This is a genomic window from Agrobacterium sp. fls2-241-TYG-188a (assembly GCF_030209845.1).
Genome location: NZ_JARVRD010000003.1, coordinates 573,717 through 589,199, shown reverse-complemented (window position 1 = coordinate 589,199; position 15,483 = coordinate 573,717). Strand labels below are relative to the sequence as shown.

12 protein-coding genes and 2 pseudogenes are annotated in these 15,483 nt (G+C 57.9%); 9 read left to right on the top strand and 5 right to left on the bottom strand.

Translation table 11 applies throughout. The features are described 5' to 3' along the window. Nucleotides 1-97 precede the first annotated feature (97 nt). The 4 genes and pseudogenes from QRN85_RS16775 to QRN85_RS16765 all read left to right on the top strand — a co-directional run. Nucleotides 98-1,286, top strand: a pseudogene (locus tag QRN85_RS16775) (sigma-54-dependent transcriptional regulator); the annotation flags it as partial. A gap of 173 nt (nt 1,287-1,459) precedes the next feature. Beyond that, nucleotides 1,460-1,657: pseudogene (locus QRN85_RS24565) on the top strand (helix-turn-helix domain-containing protein); the annotation flags it as partial. A gap of 315 nt (nt 1,658-1,972) precedes the next feature. Further along, nucleotides 1,973-3,754: a peptidoglycan L,D-endopeptidase MepK gene (locus tag QRN85_RS16770; protein WP_502870795.1), complete on the top strand. Its 1,782-nt coding sequence runs from the start codon at nt 1,973-1,975 to the stop codon at nt 3,752-3,754. A 465-nt stretch (nt 3,755-4,219) separates the two neighbouring features. Beyond that, on the top strand, nt 4,220-6,424 hold the full coding sequence (locus tag QRN85_RS16765) for an ice nucleation-like protein (protein ID WP_284759407.1): 2,205 nt from the start codon (nt 4,220-4,222) through the stop codon (nt 6,422-6,424). A gap of 105 nt (nt 6,425-6,529) precedes the next feature. On the opposite strand, the gene pyk is transcribed toward QRN85_RS16765, so the two are convergent. After that, nucleotides 6,530-7,969, bottom strand: coding sequence for a pyruvate kinase (gene pyk / locus QRN85_RS16760; RefSeq protein ID WP_113219828.1), 1,440 nt, complete (start codon nt 7,967-7,969; stop codon nt 6,530-6,532). Beyond that, nucleotides 7,969-8,451 (bottom strand): DUF1036 domain-containing protein, encoded by a 483-nt coding sequence (locus QRN85_RS16755; RefSeq protein ID WP_062584458.1) that lies wholly within the window; start codon nt 8,449-8,451, stop codon nt 7,969-7,971. Before QRN85_RS16755 ends, pyk begins: the two co-directional genes overlap by 1 nt. A 194-nt stretch (nt 8,452-8,645) precedes the next feature. On the opposite strand from QRN85_RS16755, the gene QRN85_RS16750 reads away from it, so the two are divergent. The 3 genes from QRN85_RS16750 (at nt 8,646) to QRN85_RS16740 (ending at nt 10,164) form a co-directional block, all read left to right on the top strand. After that, entirely contained in the window at nt 8,646-9,434 is a 789-nt protein-coding gene (locus QRN85_RS16750; protein WP_284759406.1) for an N-formylglutamate amidohydrolase, read from the top strand. 12 nt (nt 9,435-9,446) lie between these two features. Beyond that, nucleotides 9,447-9,752 (top strand): DUF1244 domain-containing protein, encoded by a 306-nt coding sequence (locus tag QRN85_RS16745; RefSeq protein ID WP_284759404.1) that lies wholly within the window; start codon nt 9,447-9,449, stop codon nt 9,750-9,752. A gap of 154 nt (nt 9,753-9,906) precedes the next feature. Beyond that, nucleotides 9,907-10,164: a DUF2312 domain-containing protein gene (locus QRN85_RS16740; RefSeq protein ID WP_112962842.1), complete on the top strand. Its 258-nt coding sequence runs from the start codon at nt 9,907-9,909 to the stop codon at nt 10,162-10,164. A 47-nt stretch (nt 10,165-10,211) separates the two neighbouring features. Here QRN85_RS16740 and QRN85_RS16735 read toward each other — a convergent pair whose 3' ends face one another. Next, on the bottom strand, nt 10,212-11,153 hold the full coding sequence (locus QRN85_RS16735) for an alpha/beta fold hydrolase (RefSeq protein WP_284759403.1): 942 nt from the start codon (nt 11,151-11,153) through the stop codon (nt 10,212-10,214). Nucleotides 11,154-11,536: 383 nt separating this feature from the next. Between QRN85_RS16735 and QRN85_RS16730 the strand changes: the two genes are divergently transcribed. Further along, on the top strand, nt 11,537-12,019 hold the full coding sequence (locus tag QRN85_RS16730; RefSeq protein ID WP_062584470.1) for an Hsp20 family protein: 483 nt from the start codon (nt 11,537-11,539) through the stop codon (nt 12,017-12,019). A gap of 37 nt (nt 12,020-12,056) precedes the next feature. On the opposite strand, the gene QRN85_RS16725 is transcribed toward QRN85_RS16730, so the two are convergent. Further along, nucleotides 12,057-13,121, bottom strand: a complete 1,065-nt coding sequence (locus tag QRN85_RS16725; RefSeq protein ID WP_284759608.1) for a bile acid:sodium symporter family protein — start codon at nt 13,119-13,121, stop codon at nt 12,057-12,059. 103 nt (nt 13,122-13,224) lie between these two features. Here QRN85_RS16725 and QRN85_RS16720 point away from each other — a divergent pair, with 103 nt between their 5' ends. Further along, entirely contained in the window at nt 13,225-14,085 is an 861-nt protein-coding gene (locus tag QRN85_RS16720; RefSeq protein WP_284759400.1) for a LysR substrate-binding domain-containing protein, read from the top strand. A gap of 51 nt (nt 14,086-14,136) precedes the next feature. Here the strand turns inward: QRN85_RS16720 and QRN85_RS16715 are convergent, their stop codons facing one another. Beyond that, nucleotides 14,137-15,192, bottom strand: coding sequence for a threonine aldolase family protein (locus QRN85_RS16715; protein ID WP_113169245.1), 1,056 nt, complete (start codon nt 15,190-15,192; stop codon nt 14,137-14,139). Nucleotides 15,193-15,483: the final 291 nt, after the last annotated feature.

The following is a 15,483-nucleotide window of genomic DNA, read 5'->3' as shown; positions in this document are numbered from 1 at the left end:
AAGCAAATCTCAAAACAGGATGTTCAAGCCTTCCGTGCCACATTCGGCTCAAAGGTCTGCATGAAGCAGATCCATAAACCGGAAACCGGAGCCTGAAATGACCGCGCAAGTACTCGTTATCGATGACGATCCCGTGCAGCGCCGCCTGCTTAGACAAGCGGTGGAGCGTTTTGGCCATCAGCCAATTCTCGCCGAAAACGGCAGGGTGGGGCTGGAGCTGTTGAAGCAACATAGCGGTGACATCAGCGTCATTGTTCTTGATCTCATGATGCCTGAGATGGACGGCCTGTCCTTCCTGAAGGCTGTCGGGGAACTTGGGACGGATGTTCCTGTCATCGTGCAGACGGGGCAGGGCGGTATCGATACCGTGGTGCAGGCCATGCGGGCGGGCGCCTTTGATTTCGTGGTCAAGCCCGTGTCGCCAGAGCGGATCGGCGCTGCCATTTCCAATGCGTTGAAACTGGACCAGCGCGAGGCCAAGGCCCGCACCGGCAAGCGTTCCCGCAATCACGCCGTCAATTTTACCGATATCGTTTCGGCAAGTCCCGCCATGCTGCGCGTCATCGAACTGGCGCAGCGCGCGGCTCAATCCAATATCCCGGTCGTGCTGGAAGGGGAATCCGGCGTTGGCAAGGAGATGATTGCGCGCGCCATCCAGTCTGGCAGCGACCGGGCAGGCAAACCTTTCATCACCGTCAACTGTGGGGCCATTCCGCATAATCTCGTGGAAAGCATTCTTTTCGGACACGAAAAGGGGGCATTCACGGGTGCTACGGAAAAGCACATCGGCAAGTTCATGGAAGCCGATGGCGGAACGCTGTTCCTTGACGAAATCGGCGACCTCCCGCTCGATGTTCAGGTCAAGCTGCTGCGCGCCGTCCAGCAGGGCGAAATCGAAACCGTCGGATCTGCCAAGGTGCAGAAGGTGAATGTCCGCCTTATCTCCGCGACAAACAAGAACCTGATCGAAGAGGTCAAGGAAGGCCGCTTCCGGGAAGACCTCTATTATCGCCTCAACGTGTTCCCCATCACCATTCCGGCCCTGCGCCGCCGAAAGGAAGACATTCCCTATCTCGCGCGCGTTTTTGCGGAACGCTTCTCGATCGAGCAGAAGCTGCCGCACGCGCTGGGCGTCAATGCGGGCGCGCTTGCCCTGCTGACCGCCTATGACTGGCCAGGCAACATTCGCCAGCTGGAGAACGCCGTGTTCCGCGCGGTCGTTCTTGCCCAGGGCGACGAGTTGAACGAAGCAGATTTTCCGCAAATCGCCTTGCAGGTTCCCGAATTCGCCGGTGCCGTCGGCGATTACGACGCGCAGCACAGACCGCCAGAACGCTCTCTTCTGGTTGCCCAGCCGGTGGAAACCAGAAGCAGCGCAGCTGAAATCATGTCGGTGATGGAGGCTATGGCAAGCGATGAAAACCGCTCGACAACGTCAACGGCAGGCGGCGGCAGCCTCATCGCCAGCACGGATGAGAGCGGAGATGTGCGCAAGATCGCGGATATCGAAGAAGAACTGATCCGTTTTGCCCTGCGCTTCTACCGGGGGCAGATGAGTCAGGTGGCCCGAAAACTGGGAATTGGGCGCTCTACACTTTACCGCAAGTTGAAGGATTATGGCATTGATCCAGACGATCCCCTGCGCGAAGCGGCTTGATGCCGTTTCGCTTGGCGTAAATTAGCAGATGTGGAATTTGTTAACTCCTGGGCAAGGATATTCACTTACGGTCTATAAACCACTTGTTAGTGAAGCGTTCACTATATAGAGGATGAATGTCCATGTGTGGCAAAATTGCCATCGTGTGACCGTAATTGAGGTTCATGTGGGACAATGTGACGAATTGTCTGCCAGGCGGGGATCAAATTGCTTTATCTGCATCGGAATATCGCGCTCTCGGGCAAGATAGCGCGCGGCTTGATCAAAGATATATGCACGAAGCTGTCGGCACGCGTTGTCACCTGCGCGTGCCTGATGATGGCCGCGATGCCCGCTCTCGGAATTTCGGCGACGGAAGCCGCCGCCGAAACACGCAGTCTGAAGCTCTATTATATCCACACCAAAGAAAAAGCCGTCATCACATTCAAGCGAAACGGCAAGTATGACCAGAAGGGTCTGCAGGAGCTGAACCGTTTCCTGCGCGACTGGCGTCGCAACCAGCCCACCAAGATGGATCCGCGCCTTTTCGATCTCGTCTGGGAAGTCTACCGTCGCTCCGGTGCCAACGAATATATCAACGTCGTGTCCGCTTTCCGCTCGCCGGAAACCAACGGTATGCTGCGCTCGCGCACCAAGGGTGTCGCAAAGAGCAGCCAGCATACGCTGGGCAAGGCGATGGATTTCTACATTCCCGGCGTGAAGCTCTCCCGCCTGCGCGAAATTGCCATGCAGATGCAGATCGGCGGCGTTGGTTTCTACCCGACCTCCGGTTCGCCTTTCGTGCATCTTGATGTCGGCAACGTCCGCGCCTGGCCGCGCATGAGCCGCCAGGAGCTCGTGCGGATTTTCCCGAATGGCAATACCATTCACCTTCCAGCCGACGGCAAGCCGCTTCCCGGCTATGATCAGGCGCTGGCAGACTACAAGAAGCGTGTCAGCTCATCGTCCATCCAGGTTGCCAGCACCGCAGGCGCTGGCCCTGCATCGTCCTCTTCCGGCGGCAAGCGCAAGACATTGCTTGCGACGCTGTTTGGTGGTGGTGATGAGGATGAAGATGCCGAAGGCATTGCAACGCCGGAACCCGCAACCCGGTCGTCCGCACCTGCTGCGGCTCCGGTTGCCGAGGAAACCGACGAGGCACCTGCCGCGGTTGCGGTCGCTTCCGCCCAGCCGGTGCCGGCTGTAGCTGCACCGCTGCCAACAGCCCGCCCGGCGTTTCGGGAGCAGGACGGCCAGAACGGCCTAGCCACAGCGCTTTACTCGCCAGCACGTAATGCAGCGCAGGATGCGCTTCAGGCTGCCACCACGCCAACACCGACTGCGGCACCTGCCGAACAGCAATTTGCTGATCTCGCCCAATATTCCATCCCCGTTCCGACGCTGCTTGGGCCTCGTCGGATGAAGGGTGATGCTGAAGGTACCACGATGACGGCGGCCCTTGCGTCCGAAGATATGCCTGGCGATGCCCTGGCCGCGCATGTTCCAGTGCCGGCCAACCGCCCGGCTGTCGCAGAAGCGCTGCTCGCATCTGCCAATGCCGATGTGGAGGGTCAGGAAGACGAAGCAGAGGGTGCAACGCTTTCGCCTGTCGTCGTCGCCGCTCTTGAGCAGAGCGGACAGGACGCCCGATCCGCCTTGACGGCAACAGCGATGCCAAGCGCTGCGCAGTTCCCGGCCTCCGCTGGTCGCACCGTTGCATCAGTGCCTGCGGCAAAACCTGTCGAAATGGCAAAGGCCGAGCCTGCTGTGTCCAGCCGCGATGAAGACAGCTATGGTGACGCGTTCGATGTGAAGCCAAAAGCCAAGAATGCGCTCAGCGTCGGTCTGCCCACAAAGGGTGGTCGTCCAAGCAAGCAGGATGCTGCCGTGGCTGAAAAGGCGATGGTCAGCGGCGGTCGCCTGACGCAGGAAGCCATATCCGACTGGGCTCTCAGCCAGGACAAGGGTGCTTCCGGCCGTGCCGTAAAGGCTCCTCGTCTCGTCAATAATCGTATGCTCAGCCACGACATGTCTGCCTCTGCGGCAACCGCAAGCTTCCGTCCAGGCGCTGCTGCAATTGACTCAAGTCGGTTCAGCACGCCGGTCAAGATGCCCTAAGCGCGACCTCCCATTGCGTTCGAAGCGTTTTCATCGCGTCCAGTCTGCAAACGGCTGGGCGCGATTTTCATTGGATTTACTGATCAAAAAGCTGAATCCGTAGATTGAATGAGCGAGGCAAAGTGACCTTGACGGGCATTCCGGAGACTGTTACTTTGCAGACAAGTTTATACATTCGGCTGAGTCCGAAAGTTTTGTGTACAAGACTTTAGTTAGATGCATAAATAAATGATGGCGCAAAGGCGGTAGCAGTTCTGGTACCGTACGCATGAAGCTCTTTGCATTGCGCCGGTTCTCGCGAGCCATGTCCCCTGTAAAATGATGTTTGCATATCCGCAATCGCTTCACGCCGTTGCTTGGGTGTCTAGAATTGACTTAAGCTTTGCTTGCCGCTTTCATCACGTCAGGCAATGTCAATTCCCGCCTTTATGGAACATCTCTTTGTCCTGATGGTGTCGCACGCTTATGACTTCGATTGCTTCTCTTCCGACCAGGCAGATTTCCCGGCTTGAGACGTCTACCATTGCGTCGTTGACCAAGGGCGACCTTGAGGAGTTGAAATCGACGCAGGTCCGTGCGTTCACCTCCTCGCAGATTGCCGCCCTCAATACAGGCGTGCTGTCCACTCTGAGCAATACTGTCGTTAGTGCTTTTGCCGCCAACTCCGTCAAAGGGTTGACGCTGTCGCAATTGTCGGCTCTTGGGACCACACAGGTTTCGGGTTTTACCACTTCCCAGGTCAAGGCCCTCTATGCCAGCCAGCTTGAGGGCTTTTCTGCTACTGCGATTGAAGCACTGAACAGTAGTCAGGTCTCGGCCATGTCCGGCGCTCAAGTCGCTACTCTTTCGGCGGCGGAGCTCAACAGCTTTACGGCGGAGGAAATCGGCTCGATCGGTCGCACCGCAATGGGAAGCCTAACGACCGATGCTTTGGCCGGATTGGCGACCAATAAAATCACTGCACTGACGACATCGCAAATTTCACGGCTGACCACAGGTCAGATGCAGGCCTTAAGTTCGTCCCAGCTTGCGGCATTGTCGCCGGAGCAGTTCTCCGCACTCACGACAAAGCACATTGCGGGCTTGAAGACCGATGTCATCGCGACCCTTGGCAGCAGTCAGCTGGCCTCCATGACCAGCAGACAAGTCGGGGCGTTTTCAACGACACAATTCGAGGCATTGTCGTCCGCAAGTCTGGAAAGTCTCACGACAACCCAGATTTCAGGGATGAAATCGGCGCAGGCTGCGACGTTGAGTGCGGCCGAGTTGAATACATTCACAAATGAAGAAATCGGTTCGCTGACGAAGGCAGCACTTGCGGGTCTGACGACAACAGCACTTGCGGGTCTCGCAACGAACAAGATCTCCGCTTTGTCTGCATCGCAGGTCGCCGCTCTGTCATCTGCGCAGCTTGGGGTTCTCAATTCGGATCAGTTGAAGGCGCTGGAGCCTGGCCAGTTTGCCGCCATGTCTTCAAAACAGATCGCTGGTCTGTCCACCACTGTCATCGCCAATCTCGAACCCGACCAGATCGCATCGCTGACGATGAAACAGGTTGGAGCACTCTCCAGCGTGCAATTCCAGGCATTGACGACAAGCGGCATCGAAAGCCTGACGACGACGCAGGTTGCAGGGTTGAACGCGCGACAAGCTGCAACACTTTCGGCAGATGAGCTGAACCTGTTTACGCCAGAGGAATTTGCTGTCCTGGGGAAATCCGCAATCGCCGCGCTCAACACTGTCGCTCTGGCTGGCGTGACACCCGACCGTATCGCATCGCTGACCTCGGGCCAAATGTCCGCTCTGTCAGGTGTACAGATCAGGGCGCTCACGTCAGATCAGCTGGCTGCCCTGACCCCGGCACAATTCGCAGGGCTATCGCAGTCGCAGGTTTCCGGCCTGTCTACGGCGGCCTTGGCAAGCCTCGATGGAGACGATCTTGCGGCCTTTTCTTCCAAGAAGATCAAGGCCTTGTCTACCCTACAGTTCGACGCACTAAGCGCCGATGGTATCGCGGCACTGACGACGGGCCAGATCGCTGCGCTTGACGCGAAAAAGATGGCGACGCTGTCCTCTGCGGAAATCAACAGCTTCAGTGCCGAAGAGATCGCGGCCATTTCTCGGTCGGCTATTTCAGGCCTGTCCACGTCTGCGATTGCAGGAATGGCTGACGATCTGTTCTCGTCCATGACGACGTCGCAGATTTCGTCCCTGACTGCCAAGCAGATGTCGGCTTTGACGTCGAGCCAATTTGCTTCTTTGACGCCGCAGCAGTTCTCGGCGCTGGCCGCCACCCAGATTTCCGGCCTTTCCACTGACGCACTTGCAGGCCTGGACTCGACAAAGGTCAGCGCCATGACATCGAGGCAATTGTCGGCGCTCTCAGCGAATCAGTTTCAAGCTCTGAGCGCTGAAAGCATCGAAGCGCTGACCGACGTCCAGATCGCCGGGCTGAGATCCAGCCAGATCGCTACTCTTGATTCAAGCGAACTCAGCAGCTTCACGACGTCAGAGATTGCCGCGATCAACCGCAAGGTTGTTTCTGGTATTGCAACGGCGGCTCTGAGTGGTCTGTCGAGCGAAAATATCGCTGCGTTTTCATCAGCGCAACTTCAAGCCATGAGCAATGCTCAGGTCGCGATCGTTATTGCTGCTTATCAGTCCAACTGATTTTCAAGCGTAACTTCAAAACGCCAGAATCAAAAAAGGGGCGCAGCGGTTGCTGCGCCCCTTTTTGTCTGTTCTCGCCAGATATTGTCTGACGCATCCGAGGCCTCAGACGCCGCTCTGGCCGTCGGAGCCGATATAGGCGATGCGGACCATGTTCGTTGCGCCGGGCGTTCCCAGCGGCACACCGGCCGAGATGATGATGCGGTCGCCGGGCTTGCCGAAACCTTCATCGACAACGATCCGGCAGGCGCGATTGACCATGTCGTCCAGGTCGCTGGCATCACCGGTCACGACGCAGTGCAGGCCCCATACGACCGACAGGCGGCGTGCCGTCTGGATGATGGGCGAGAGTGCGATGATCGGAACCTGCGGGCGCTCACGTGCGGCGCGCAGGCCGGTCGTGCCGGAGGAGGTGTAGGTAACGATGGCAGACAGGCCGAGCGTTTCGGCAATCTGGCGGGCAGCCAGCGAGATCGCGTCGGCACCGGTTGCTTCCGGCTGGGCGCGCTGCGCGTAGATGATGCTGGAGTAATGCGGGTCCTGTTCCACGGTGCTGGCGATAGAGGCCATGGTGGAGACGGCTTCGACCGGATAATCGCCGGAGGCGGACTCGGCAGACAGCATGATGGCATCGGCGCCTTCGAAAACGGCGGTAGCCACGTCGGACACTTCTGCACGGGTCGGAACCGCCGCAGAAATCATCGATTCCAGCATCTGGGTGGCAACCACAACCGGCTTGCCGGCACGGCGACACGCGCGGGTCAACTGCTTTTGAATGCCGGGGACGGCTTCGAGCGGCATTTCAACGCCGAGGTCACCACGGGCAACCATCAGCGCGTCCGAAAGCTCGATGATTTCCTCGATGCGTTCGATAGCCTGCGGCTTTTCGATCTTGGACATGAGGCCAACGCGGCCACCGGCGATCTTGCGAACTTCCACAAGGTCTTCCGGCCGCTGCACGAAGGACAGAGCCACCCAGTCGACGTCATCGGTGGCGAGAACGGCGTCGAGGTCGACGCGGTCTTTGTCGGTCAGCACGCCGACGCCCAGAAGCGTATCGGGAAGGCTGATGCCCTTGCGGTCAGAGATCTTGGTGCCCGAAACGACGGTTGTCACAATGCTCTTGCCGTCGCATTGTTCAGCGCGCAGGTGCAGCTTGCCGTCATCGATCAGCAGGCGGTCGCCCGGCTTTACCGCTTCGAGAATTTCGGGATGGGGCAGGAAGACGCGGTTGTTGTCGCCAAGCGCTTCGTTGCTGTCGAGTGTGAAGGTCTGACCGGCGACGAGATCGACCTTGGTATCGGCAAATTTGCCAACGCGCAGCTTGGGTCCCTGCAGGTCGGCCAGAATACCGATCGGGCGGCCGACACGGCGTTCCACGGAGCGGATACGCTCAATCAGCGTGCGCATCAGATCGTGGCTGGCGTGGCTCATATTGATGCGGAACAGATCGGCGCCGGCCAGATGCAGCTTCTCGATCATTGCCTCATCGGAAGATGCTGGGCCGAGAGTTGCAAGGATTTTGACTTTGCGATTACGCTTCATCAGTTCTGACTTTCCTGTGTGCCTGGCGTGTCCGAAAGCTGGACCATCCAGCTTCCCTGTCGACCCGTATCGTATTCCTTGAAACCCATTCTCTGGAAACTACGGGCATAACAATCGTCTACGCCGTTGATCTTGAACTCGTTTTCCGCGACGCACATGTTGACGTCGCCAGTCCATCTGCCGCCGCGGGCAGCGTCTTCGGCGTAGAGATAATAATAGCGTGATTGCAGCTCACCTTCGATCAAGGTGGCGCATGTGGAGGCCGGAACCTGCCACCAGCCCTCGCTGACCCAGCCTTCCTGGGCCCGATAGCCAATGGCCACGCCGACGAGATTTTGCGTGCTGTTGCAGACACGGAAATCCGCCAGTGCCGGTTCTGCAAGAAGAAGCGGTGTTCCGAAGAGGGCGGCTGCGCAGAAGAAACGGACTGCACGCCGATATTTTTCAAGGAGAGCGGAGATTGTCTGTGTCACGGCTTCCATCCGGATTCCATGGTTATAAATGAAAACACTTCTTGGCGCGGACGCCCAAGAAAGTCAACGCAAGTTCAATCGATTATACTGTGTAGGAGCTTTCCCGGGGTGCTGGCGGCGCTCGTATGGCCCTGTCAACTTGCGCGTAGCGGTCAGCCATGCCATCAAGCGTCTCTCCCTTTCAGTCTCCAAGAAAATCGAAGATGTCAGACTTTCAGCCCTACGAAATCATAGAAGGTGATTATGACAAAGGCATGGTTCTGCTTGCCGATCACGCCACCAACCTCCTGCCGGCAGGCTATGGCGATCTTGGTTTGCCGCAGACTGCATTCAAGAGACATATCGCCTTCGATATCGGGGTGGAGGGGCTGATACGAAACCTGGCGTCAAGGCTCAGCGTACCTGCGGTCATGAGCCGCTTTTCGCGCCTGCTGATCGATCCCAATCGCGGCGAGGATGACCCGACACTCATCATGAAGATTTCGGACGGGGCGATCATTCCCGGAAATCGAGACATCACGCAGGAAGAGTGGGATCTGCGCCTCAATAGCTTTCACCGTCCCTATCACAACGCGGTGGATGGCGTGCTGGGAAGGGTTGGCAGGCAGACGGGCAAGGCGCCACTTGTCTTTTCCCTTCACTCTTACACACCTTTCTGGAAAGCGTTTGCCCGGCCATGGCACGCTGCGGTGCTGTGGGATACGGACCACCGTGCCGTAACCCCTCTGATTGCGAAGTTGAACGCAGCGGGCGATATAATGGTGGGTGACAACGAGCCCTATGACGGGGCGCTGAAGGGTGACACCATGTATCGTCACTGCATGGTCAAGGGTATCGCGCACGCTCTTTTGGAGGTGCGGCAGGATTTGATTGCCGACGAAGCGGGGATTGCCGCCTGGGCAGAGCGCCTCGCTCCCATTTTTGCCGCAATGAACGATGATCCCACCCTGCATGAGTATCAGACGTTCGCTTCGCGGACTGGACCCTACTGAGCGGAGAGCAGCATGAGCGACCTTGACGATATCAGCAACACAGAACTCGAGGCGGCGGCATTTCGCAGGCTTCTCAAGCATTTGCGAGAGCGCAGCGATGTCCAGAACATCGACCTGATGAACCTTGCCGGTTTTTGCCGCAACTGCCTTTCCAACTGGTATGCGGATGCGGCAAGAGAGGCCGGACATGACATCTCCAAGGACGCCGCCCGCGAGATGGTCTATGGAATGCCCTATGAAGAGTGGAAGACGCTGCACCAAGCCGAGGCAACGGATATCCAGAAAGCCTCATTCGACAAGAACAAGCCCCACGAATAGGCCCTCGTGCAAGGAAACGGCTTGACGCCGGAGCCGTGGACGGGCAGTTCACCATCCTGAAAAAAATCGGGCCGTTGCCAGGCTTTTGCCTGGCGCCCCCAACGAGTTTCTATCAAGTGCCTCCGCATGAGAGTGCCCGACGTCTGAAGGAAAGATAATGGACGATACAGCCACAACAGAAACCGTAGCCGCCGCCGAACTTCGTCAGTTCATCGAGCGTATTGAGCGACTGGAAGAAGAAAAAGCTGCGATTTCCGGCGATATCAAGGACGTCATGGGCGAAGCCAAGGGCCGCGGTTACGACACGAAGGCCATTCGCACGATCATTCGTCTTCGCAAGAAGGACGCCAATGAGCGCATCGAGGAAGAGACGATCCTGCAGACCTATATGGCTGCTCTGGGTATGGAATAAGAGAGACAGGTGATGCGGCGCGGGTGTGCAGACACCCCTGCCGTTCGCTACTCCCCGGGCGCGAAGAAGGCGTCTATCGCTGCCAGTGCCTGATCGCGGTAGACGTCGCGCTCCAGCAGAACTTCGTGGCGGGCGCCGGTGATGGGGATGAGTTGTGCGGCGCGGAAATTGCGAGACAACTCCTCCTGTGCGGCGTAGGGCGTCAGCCTGTCGCGCATTGGTGCCAGAAGAAGCGTTGGCACTGTGACATTGGTCAGGTGATCCTGTCTTGTCACGCGCGGCATCGTTTTCAGCACTTCAAAAAGCCAGCGGGCCGTTGGCGCACCGATAAACAGCTCCGGGTGTTGCGTTCCGATGGCGACGTTGCGGGCGAATCGGTCCGGATCTGATGTCAGAGGGTTGTCATCGAAGGAGCGTTCGCGCTGGTCCTTGCCCAGTTGCACGCCTCCAAGGCCCGTAAGGGTCAGCGCCGTGGCAACGGTTCTTATGAACCAGCCCGGCATGGATTGCCCGGAGAGGGTAATGAACGGTGCGCTCAGCACCATGCGGTCGATCCTGTTGGACAGGGAAGGGGCCATTGCCAGCGCGGCCAGTCCGCCGGTGGAATGTGCCAGCATGAAGAAGGGCAGGCGCGTATCGGGCAGGACAACCTGTTCGAGAAACAGCGAAATATCCTTCTGGTAGTCTGAAAAGCGCCGCACATAACCCGCATGCGCCTTTTTCAGCAATCTTTCTGAGCCTCCCTGGCCGCGCGTATCGAAGGTCGCGACCCAGAAGCCTCTGGCGGTCAGGTCATTGATGGTCTCGAAATATTTCTCGATGCACTCGTTCCTGCCATGCACAAGCACGATGGTGCCTCGGGCAATCGATTGCCCGGAGCGGAAGATGGCGTAGCGCAGCTTCTTGTTTTTGTGACCGGTGAAATAGCCTGCGATATGGTTTTCGGGCACGGGGTTGCCCTTGGTCGCGTGCAATATGGCTTCGGTCATGAAGGATTTCCGGCTGGGCACTGAAGATGTTTTCCATAACGGGATAAGTGGCGCGTCCGGGGACGTCAAAGGAAAAATTGCCGGAACCGTCGGTCTTAGCAGTCGCGGTTCCGGCGAATATGACAGAAGAAGAAGGGACGTTACACTTCTGCCGCCGGAGATTGCCTCCGATGAGGTCATGTCTATCGCTGCGAAACTGAATGATTTCAGAACCTGTCATTCACATTTCGTTCAGCGAAATTCCCGGCCACCAAAACTCTTGAACTTGTGCAAATGCCTTCCCATCTCATGATCACGGTCGCCAGAACGGGGCCGTTTCCGGTCACTCGTCGCCATCAGGGGCGAGGGCCCTAACCGCAAACAGTCGCTCACAGGAGGACACCATGCGTCACGTTGATTTTTCCCCACTCTACCGCTCCACGGTCGGTTTCGACCGCCTTTTTTCCATGCTCGATGGCATTGGTCAGCCTGAGCAGGCCCAGGCCTATCCGCCCTATAATATCGAACGCACGGGTGAAAACGCTTACCGCATCACCATGGCCGTTGCCGGTTTCGATGAAAGTGAACTCAGCATCGAATCGCGCGCCAATGTGCTGACCGTGAAGGCGGAAAAGGCTGATGAAAACAAGGAGAGCGAAGGCGAATTCCTCTATCGCGGCATCGCCAAGCGCGCCTTTGAGCGCCGCTTCCAGCTTGCCGATCACGTAGAGGTGCAGAATGCATCGCTCAAGAACGGCCTGTTGCACATCGATCTTCTGCGCAACATTCCCGAAGCCATGAAGCCGCGCCGCATCGCGATTGTTTCTGACATTGCCGATGCGCCAAAGCAGATCGAGGCTCAGGTCACGCCTGCTCAGGTCAACTAAGGCGTAACCCCGTCTTGAAAAACCAACGAAGCGGCCCTCACTGCAGGGCCGTTTTTGTTTGTTCGGGCAGGACGACGGCTTCTGCAGGTGTTGCCGTTTCCTCGGGCTTGGCTTTCGTTACGGCCTTTGCCTTTTCATCTGCCTGCGTCTTGCGCGCATAGCGCTGCGCAATCACGGCGCAGGCCATCAGCTGTATCTGGTGAAACAGCATCAGCGGCAGAACCATTGCCCCGATGCTCTGCCCCGCGAAGATGGCGCCCGCCATGGGCACGCCGCTGGCCAGGCTCTTCTTGGAGCCGCAGAAGGTGATGGTGATCTCGTCCTCCTTCTTGAAACCAACCAGCCGACTTCCGAACATGGTGATGACTAGGACGGTGGCGAGCAGCAGGATATCGATGCCAATGACCACGCCGATATCGCGAAGGGTAAACTGGTTCCAGATGCCTTCGACCACCGCCTCGCTGAAGGCTAGGTAGACCACCATCAGGATGGAGCCACGATCGACGGGTGCCAGAAGGCTTTTGCGTGCGCGGATCCAGTCTCCGATCCATGGCTGCAACAGCTGGCCCAGAATGAAGGGCAGGAGAAGCTGCAGGAAAATCTGCAGGAAGGCATCGAGAGAAAATCCACCGCCATGGCCGCCGACGGTTAACAGGAAGCCGACCAGCACCGGGGTGAGAAACATGCCAAGGATGTTCGACGCCGATGCCGCACAGACGGCGGCGGGAACATTGCCGCCTGCCATCGACGTAAAGGCAATGGAAGACTGCACCGTGGATGGCAGAACGCAAAGAAAGAGAACGCCCATATAGAGCGGCGCCGGCAGAATTTCCTGCGGAATATAGCCCAGGGCAACACCGAGCAGCGGGAACAGGCCGAAGGTCACAAGCAGGATGACCAGATGCAGCCGCCAGTGCAGAACGCCCGCAATGACCACGTCGCGCGATAGTCTTGCCCCGTGCAGGAAAAACAGCAGGGCGATGGCGCATTTGGTCGCGATGCCGAAACAATCCGCCAACTCGCCGCTTACCGGCAGCAGCGAGGCGATGATGACGGTGGCGACAAGCATCATGGTGAAACGGTCGGGCAGGAAGCGGCTCATGGAGACATGCTTTCTTTCATGGGATCTCATTGAATATTTCGGCACTATCGCTCATCATGAAATCAGATGCAAAAACTAACAGTTATCACCTTTCAGGATAACCATGCTGAACTTGCAACATCTTGCCAGCTTCGTAACGCTGGAGCAGACCATGAGCTTTACCGCAGCCGCAACCCGCCTCGGCATTGGCCAGTCTACGCTCAGCCAGCACATCCAGCGTCTGGAAACGTCGCTTGGGCAGCGGTTGATCGCACGCGATACGCACCGCGTGCGACTGACGCCCGAGGGTGAAGCGCTGCTGGGCTATGCGCGTTCCATGCTCGATATCAACAACAAGGTTGCGGCGCTGTTCGGCGAGAGCAAGCTGCGCGGACGTCTGCGGCTGGGCGTTTCAGAGGATTTCGTCGCCAGCCGTCTCACCGTCATTCTGGAGGAATTTACCCGGCTTTATCCGCTGGTGGATTTGGAACTGACGGTGGCGCTCAGCGGTGCGCTTTACGAGATGCAGGACAATGGTGAACTGGACGTGGTGCTGGCCAAGAGGCGTCTGGGCGATCAGCTGGGCCATTTCCTGTATCGCGAACCGCTGGTCTGGTTGGCGAAGGACCCTGACGCGATCATCTCGCGTGAGCAGGCAGTGCCGCTGATCGCCTTTCCACCACCCAGCATTACCCGTAAGGCGGCGCAAGAAGCGCTGGACCGAGCCGGTGTAGCGTGGCGGATCGTCTGCACCTGTGCAAGCCTCAGCGGCCTGACTGCCGCCGCGCGGGCAGGCATGGGCGTTCTGGTTCAACCCCGCAGCATGGCGCCGTCGGGTCTGCGTGAGCTGCCCCGGGGCGCTTTGCCTGTGCTCGAGGATGTTGAATTCGTGCTCCAGCCGCGAAAGGGTGCGGATGCAGAACTGGTCGAGGCACTGTCCCGGCTGGTCATGGCGAAAGGCATGGTGCCGGGCAGTGTTGTGTGAGCTTTTCCATCCGTCATGCCGGATCAAGTCCGGTATGACGGAAAGACAGGATTATGGCGCCCCGCAGATCCGCAGGAATTCATCGACATCCGTTTCAAGCGTGGCAAAGCTTGTGACGAGGCGGATGAGCTGTTCGTTCTCGCCCACTTTCTCATTCATGTCGTGGGGAACGGGCCAGTCATAGAAGCTTGCACCGGCATCCTTTGCGGCCTTTGCCTTTGCCTTGTCCAGCACAACGAAGAGCTCGTTGGATTGTGTCGGCCAGGCCAGACGTGCACTGTTGGAAGCAGAGAGGCCATCGCGCAGACGCGTCGCCATGGCATTGGCGTGTGCTGCAAGTTCCAGCCACAGATTGTCCTTGAAATAGGCATCGAACTGGGCTGCCATGAAGCGGGTCTTGGAGAAAAGCTGGGCAGACCGCTTGCGGATGAAGGGCAGGTCTTCTGCCATTTTTGGATCCATATAGACGATGGCTTCCGCGCACCAGCAACCGTTCTTGGTGGCGCCGAAGGAGAGAATATCGACGCCGCGCTTCCATGTCATTTCGGCAGGCGTTGTGCCAAGCGCCATCAAGGCATTGCCAAAGCGCGCGCCGTCCATGTGCAGGGGAACGCCCGCATTCTTCGCGATTTTCGATATGGCATCGATCTCATCGAGTTCGTAAACCGTGCCTTGTTCTGTCGCCTGCGTCAGCGTCACCAGCATGGGCTGGCCCTGATGGATGGAGCCCGGAGGAAAGCGGCCAATGGCGGCTTCGAGGTTCTTCGGCAGCATCTTGCCGTTGGGGCCAGCGACCGGCATCAGGCGGGACGCGTTGGAAAAATAGACCGGTGCGCCGCACTCATCCTCGATCACATGCGCTTCAGAATGACAGAAGGCGATGCCGCCGGGTCGTGCCACGCTTGCCAATGCCAGCGAATTGGCAGCGGTGCCGGTGCCGACGAAGAAAACCGCGACGTCGCGCTCAAAAATCTCGTTGAAGCGCTTCTCGATCGCCCGGTCCAGTTCGCTCGTGCCATAGGCGGCAGCAAAACGGGTGGATTCCTTCATCAAGCGCTCATTGATGGCCGGGTGGGCACCTGCCCAATTGTCGGAAGCAAAAAACATGGGTCTGCACTTTCGATGAGTTGACAATCTATGCCGGGCTGGCCTTGCCAGATGATCGTCTATTTATGGGCTTATTTTCGGGAACGCAAATCTGGCAATGAAAGCAATATTTTCGCTGCTCTCATGGAAGAAAATTGCGCGTAAATCGGCACGTGAGACATTAACCGTCATTTGCCGGGTTTATAATTTGTTAGGGTGGACTTGCGGAGTGTCGAGGTTTCTGTCAAAATCCAATCGGAATTGAGACAGCAATGCTGTCCTAAATTGACAAGCGGATGCGAAGCCTTTATC

Excerpts from the sequence above, each read along its gene's own strand:
- QRN85_RS16715 (WP_113169245.1), bottom strand. The coding sequence starts at position 15,192 with ATGTTTTTTGCTTCCGACAATTGGGCAGGTGCCCACCCGGCCATCAAT.
- pyk (WP_113219828.1), bottom strand. The coding sequence starts at position 7,969 with ATGAAGCGTAATCGCAAAGTCAAAATCCTTGCAACTCTCGGCCCAGCA.
- QRN85_RS16720 (WP_284759400.1), top strand. The coding sequence starts at position 13,225 with ATGCTGAACTTGCAACATCTTGCCAGCTTCGTAACGCTGGAGCAGACC.
- QRN85_RS16765 (WP_284759407.1), top strand. The coding sequence starts at position 4,220 with ATGACTTCGATTGCTTCTCTTCCGACCAGGCAGATTTCCCGGCTTGAG.
- QRN85_RS16730 (WP_062584470.1), top strand. The coding sequence starts at position 11,537 with ATGCGTCACGTTGATTTTTCCCCACTCTACCGCTCCACGGTCGGTTTC.
- QRN85_RS16745 (WP_284759404.1), top strand. The coding sequence starts at position 9,447 with ATGAGCGACCTTGACGATATCAGCAACACAGAACTCGAGGCGGCGGCA.
- QRN85_RS16725 (WP_284759608.1), bottom strand. The coding sequence starts at position 13,121 with ATGAGCCGCTTCCTGCCCGACCGTTTCACCATGATGCTTGTCGCCACC.
- QRN85_RS16735 (WP_284759403.1), bottom strand. The coding sequence starts at position 11,153 with ATGACCGAAGCCATATTGCACGCGACCAAGGGCAACCCCGTGCCCGAA.
- QRN85_RS16750 (WP_284759406.1), top strand. The coding sequence starts at position 8,646 with ATGTCAGACTTTCAGCCCTACGAAATCATAGAAGGTGATTATGACAAA.
- QRN85_RS16770 (WP_502870795.1), top strand. The coding sequence starts at position 1,973 with ATGATGGCCGCGATGCCCGCTCTCGGAATTTCGGCGACGGAAGCCGCC.
- QRN85_RS16755 (WP_062584458.1), bottom strand. The coding sequence starts at position 8,451 with ATGGAAGCCGTGACACAGACAATCTCCGCTCTCCTTGAAAAATATCGG.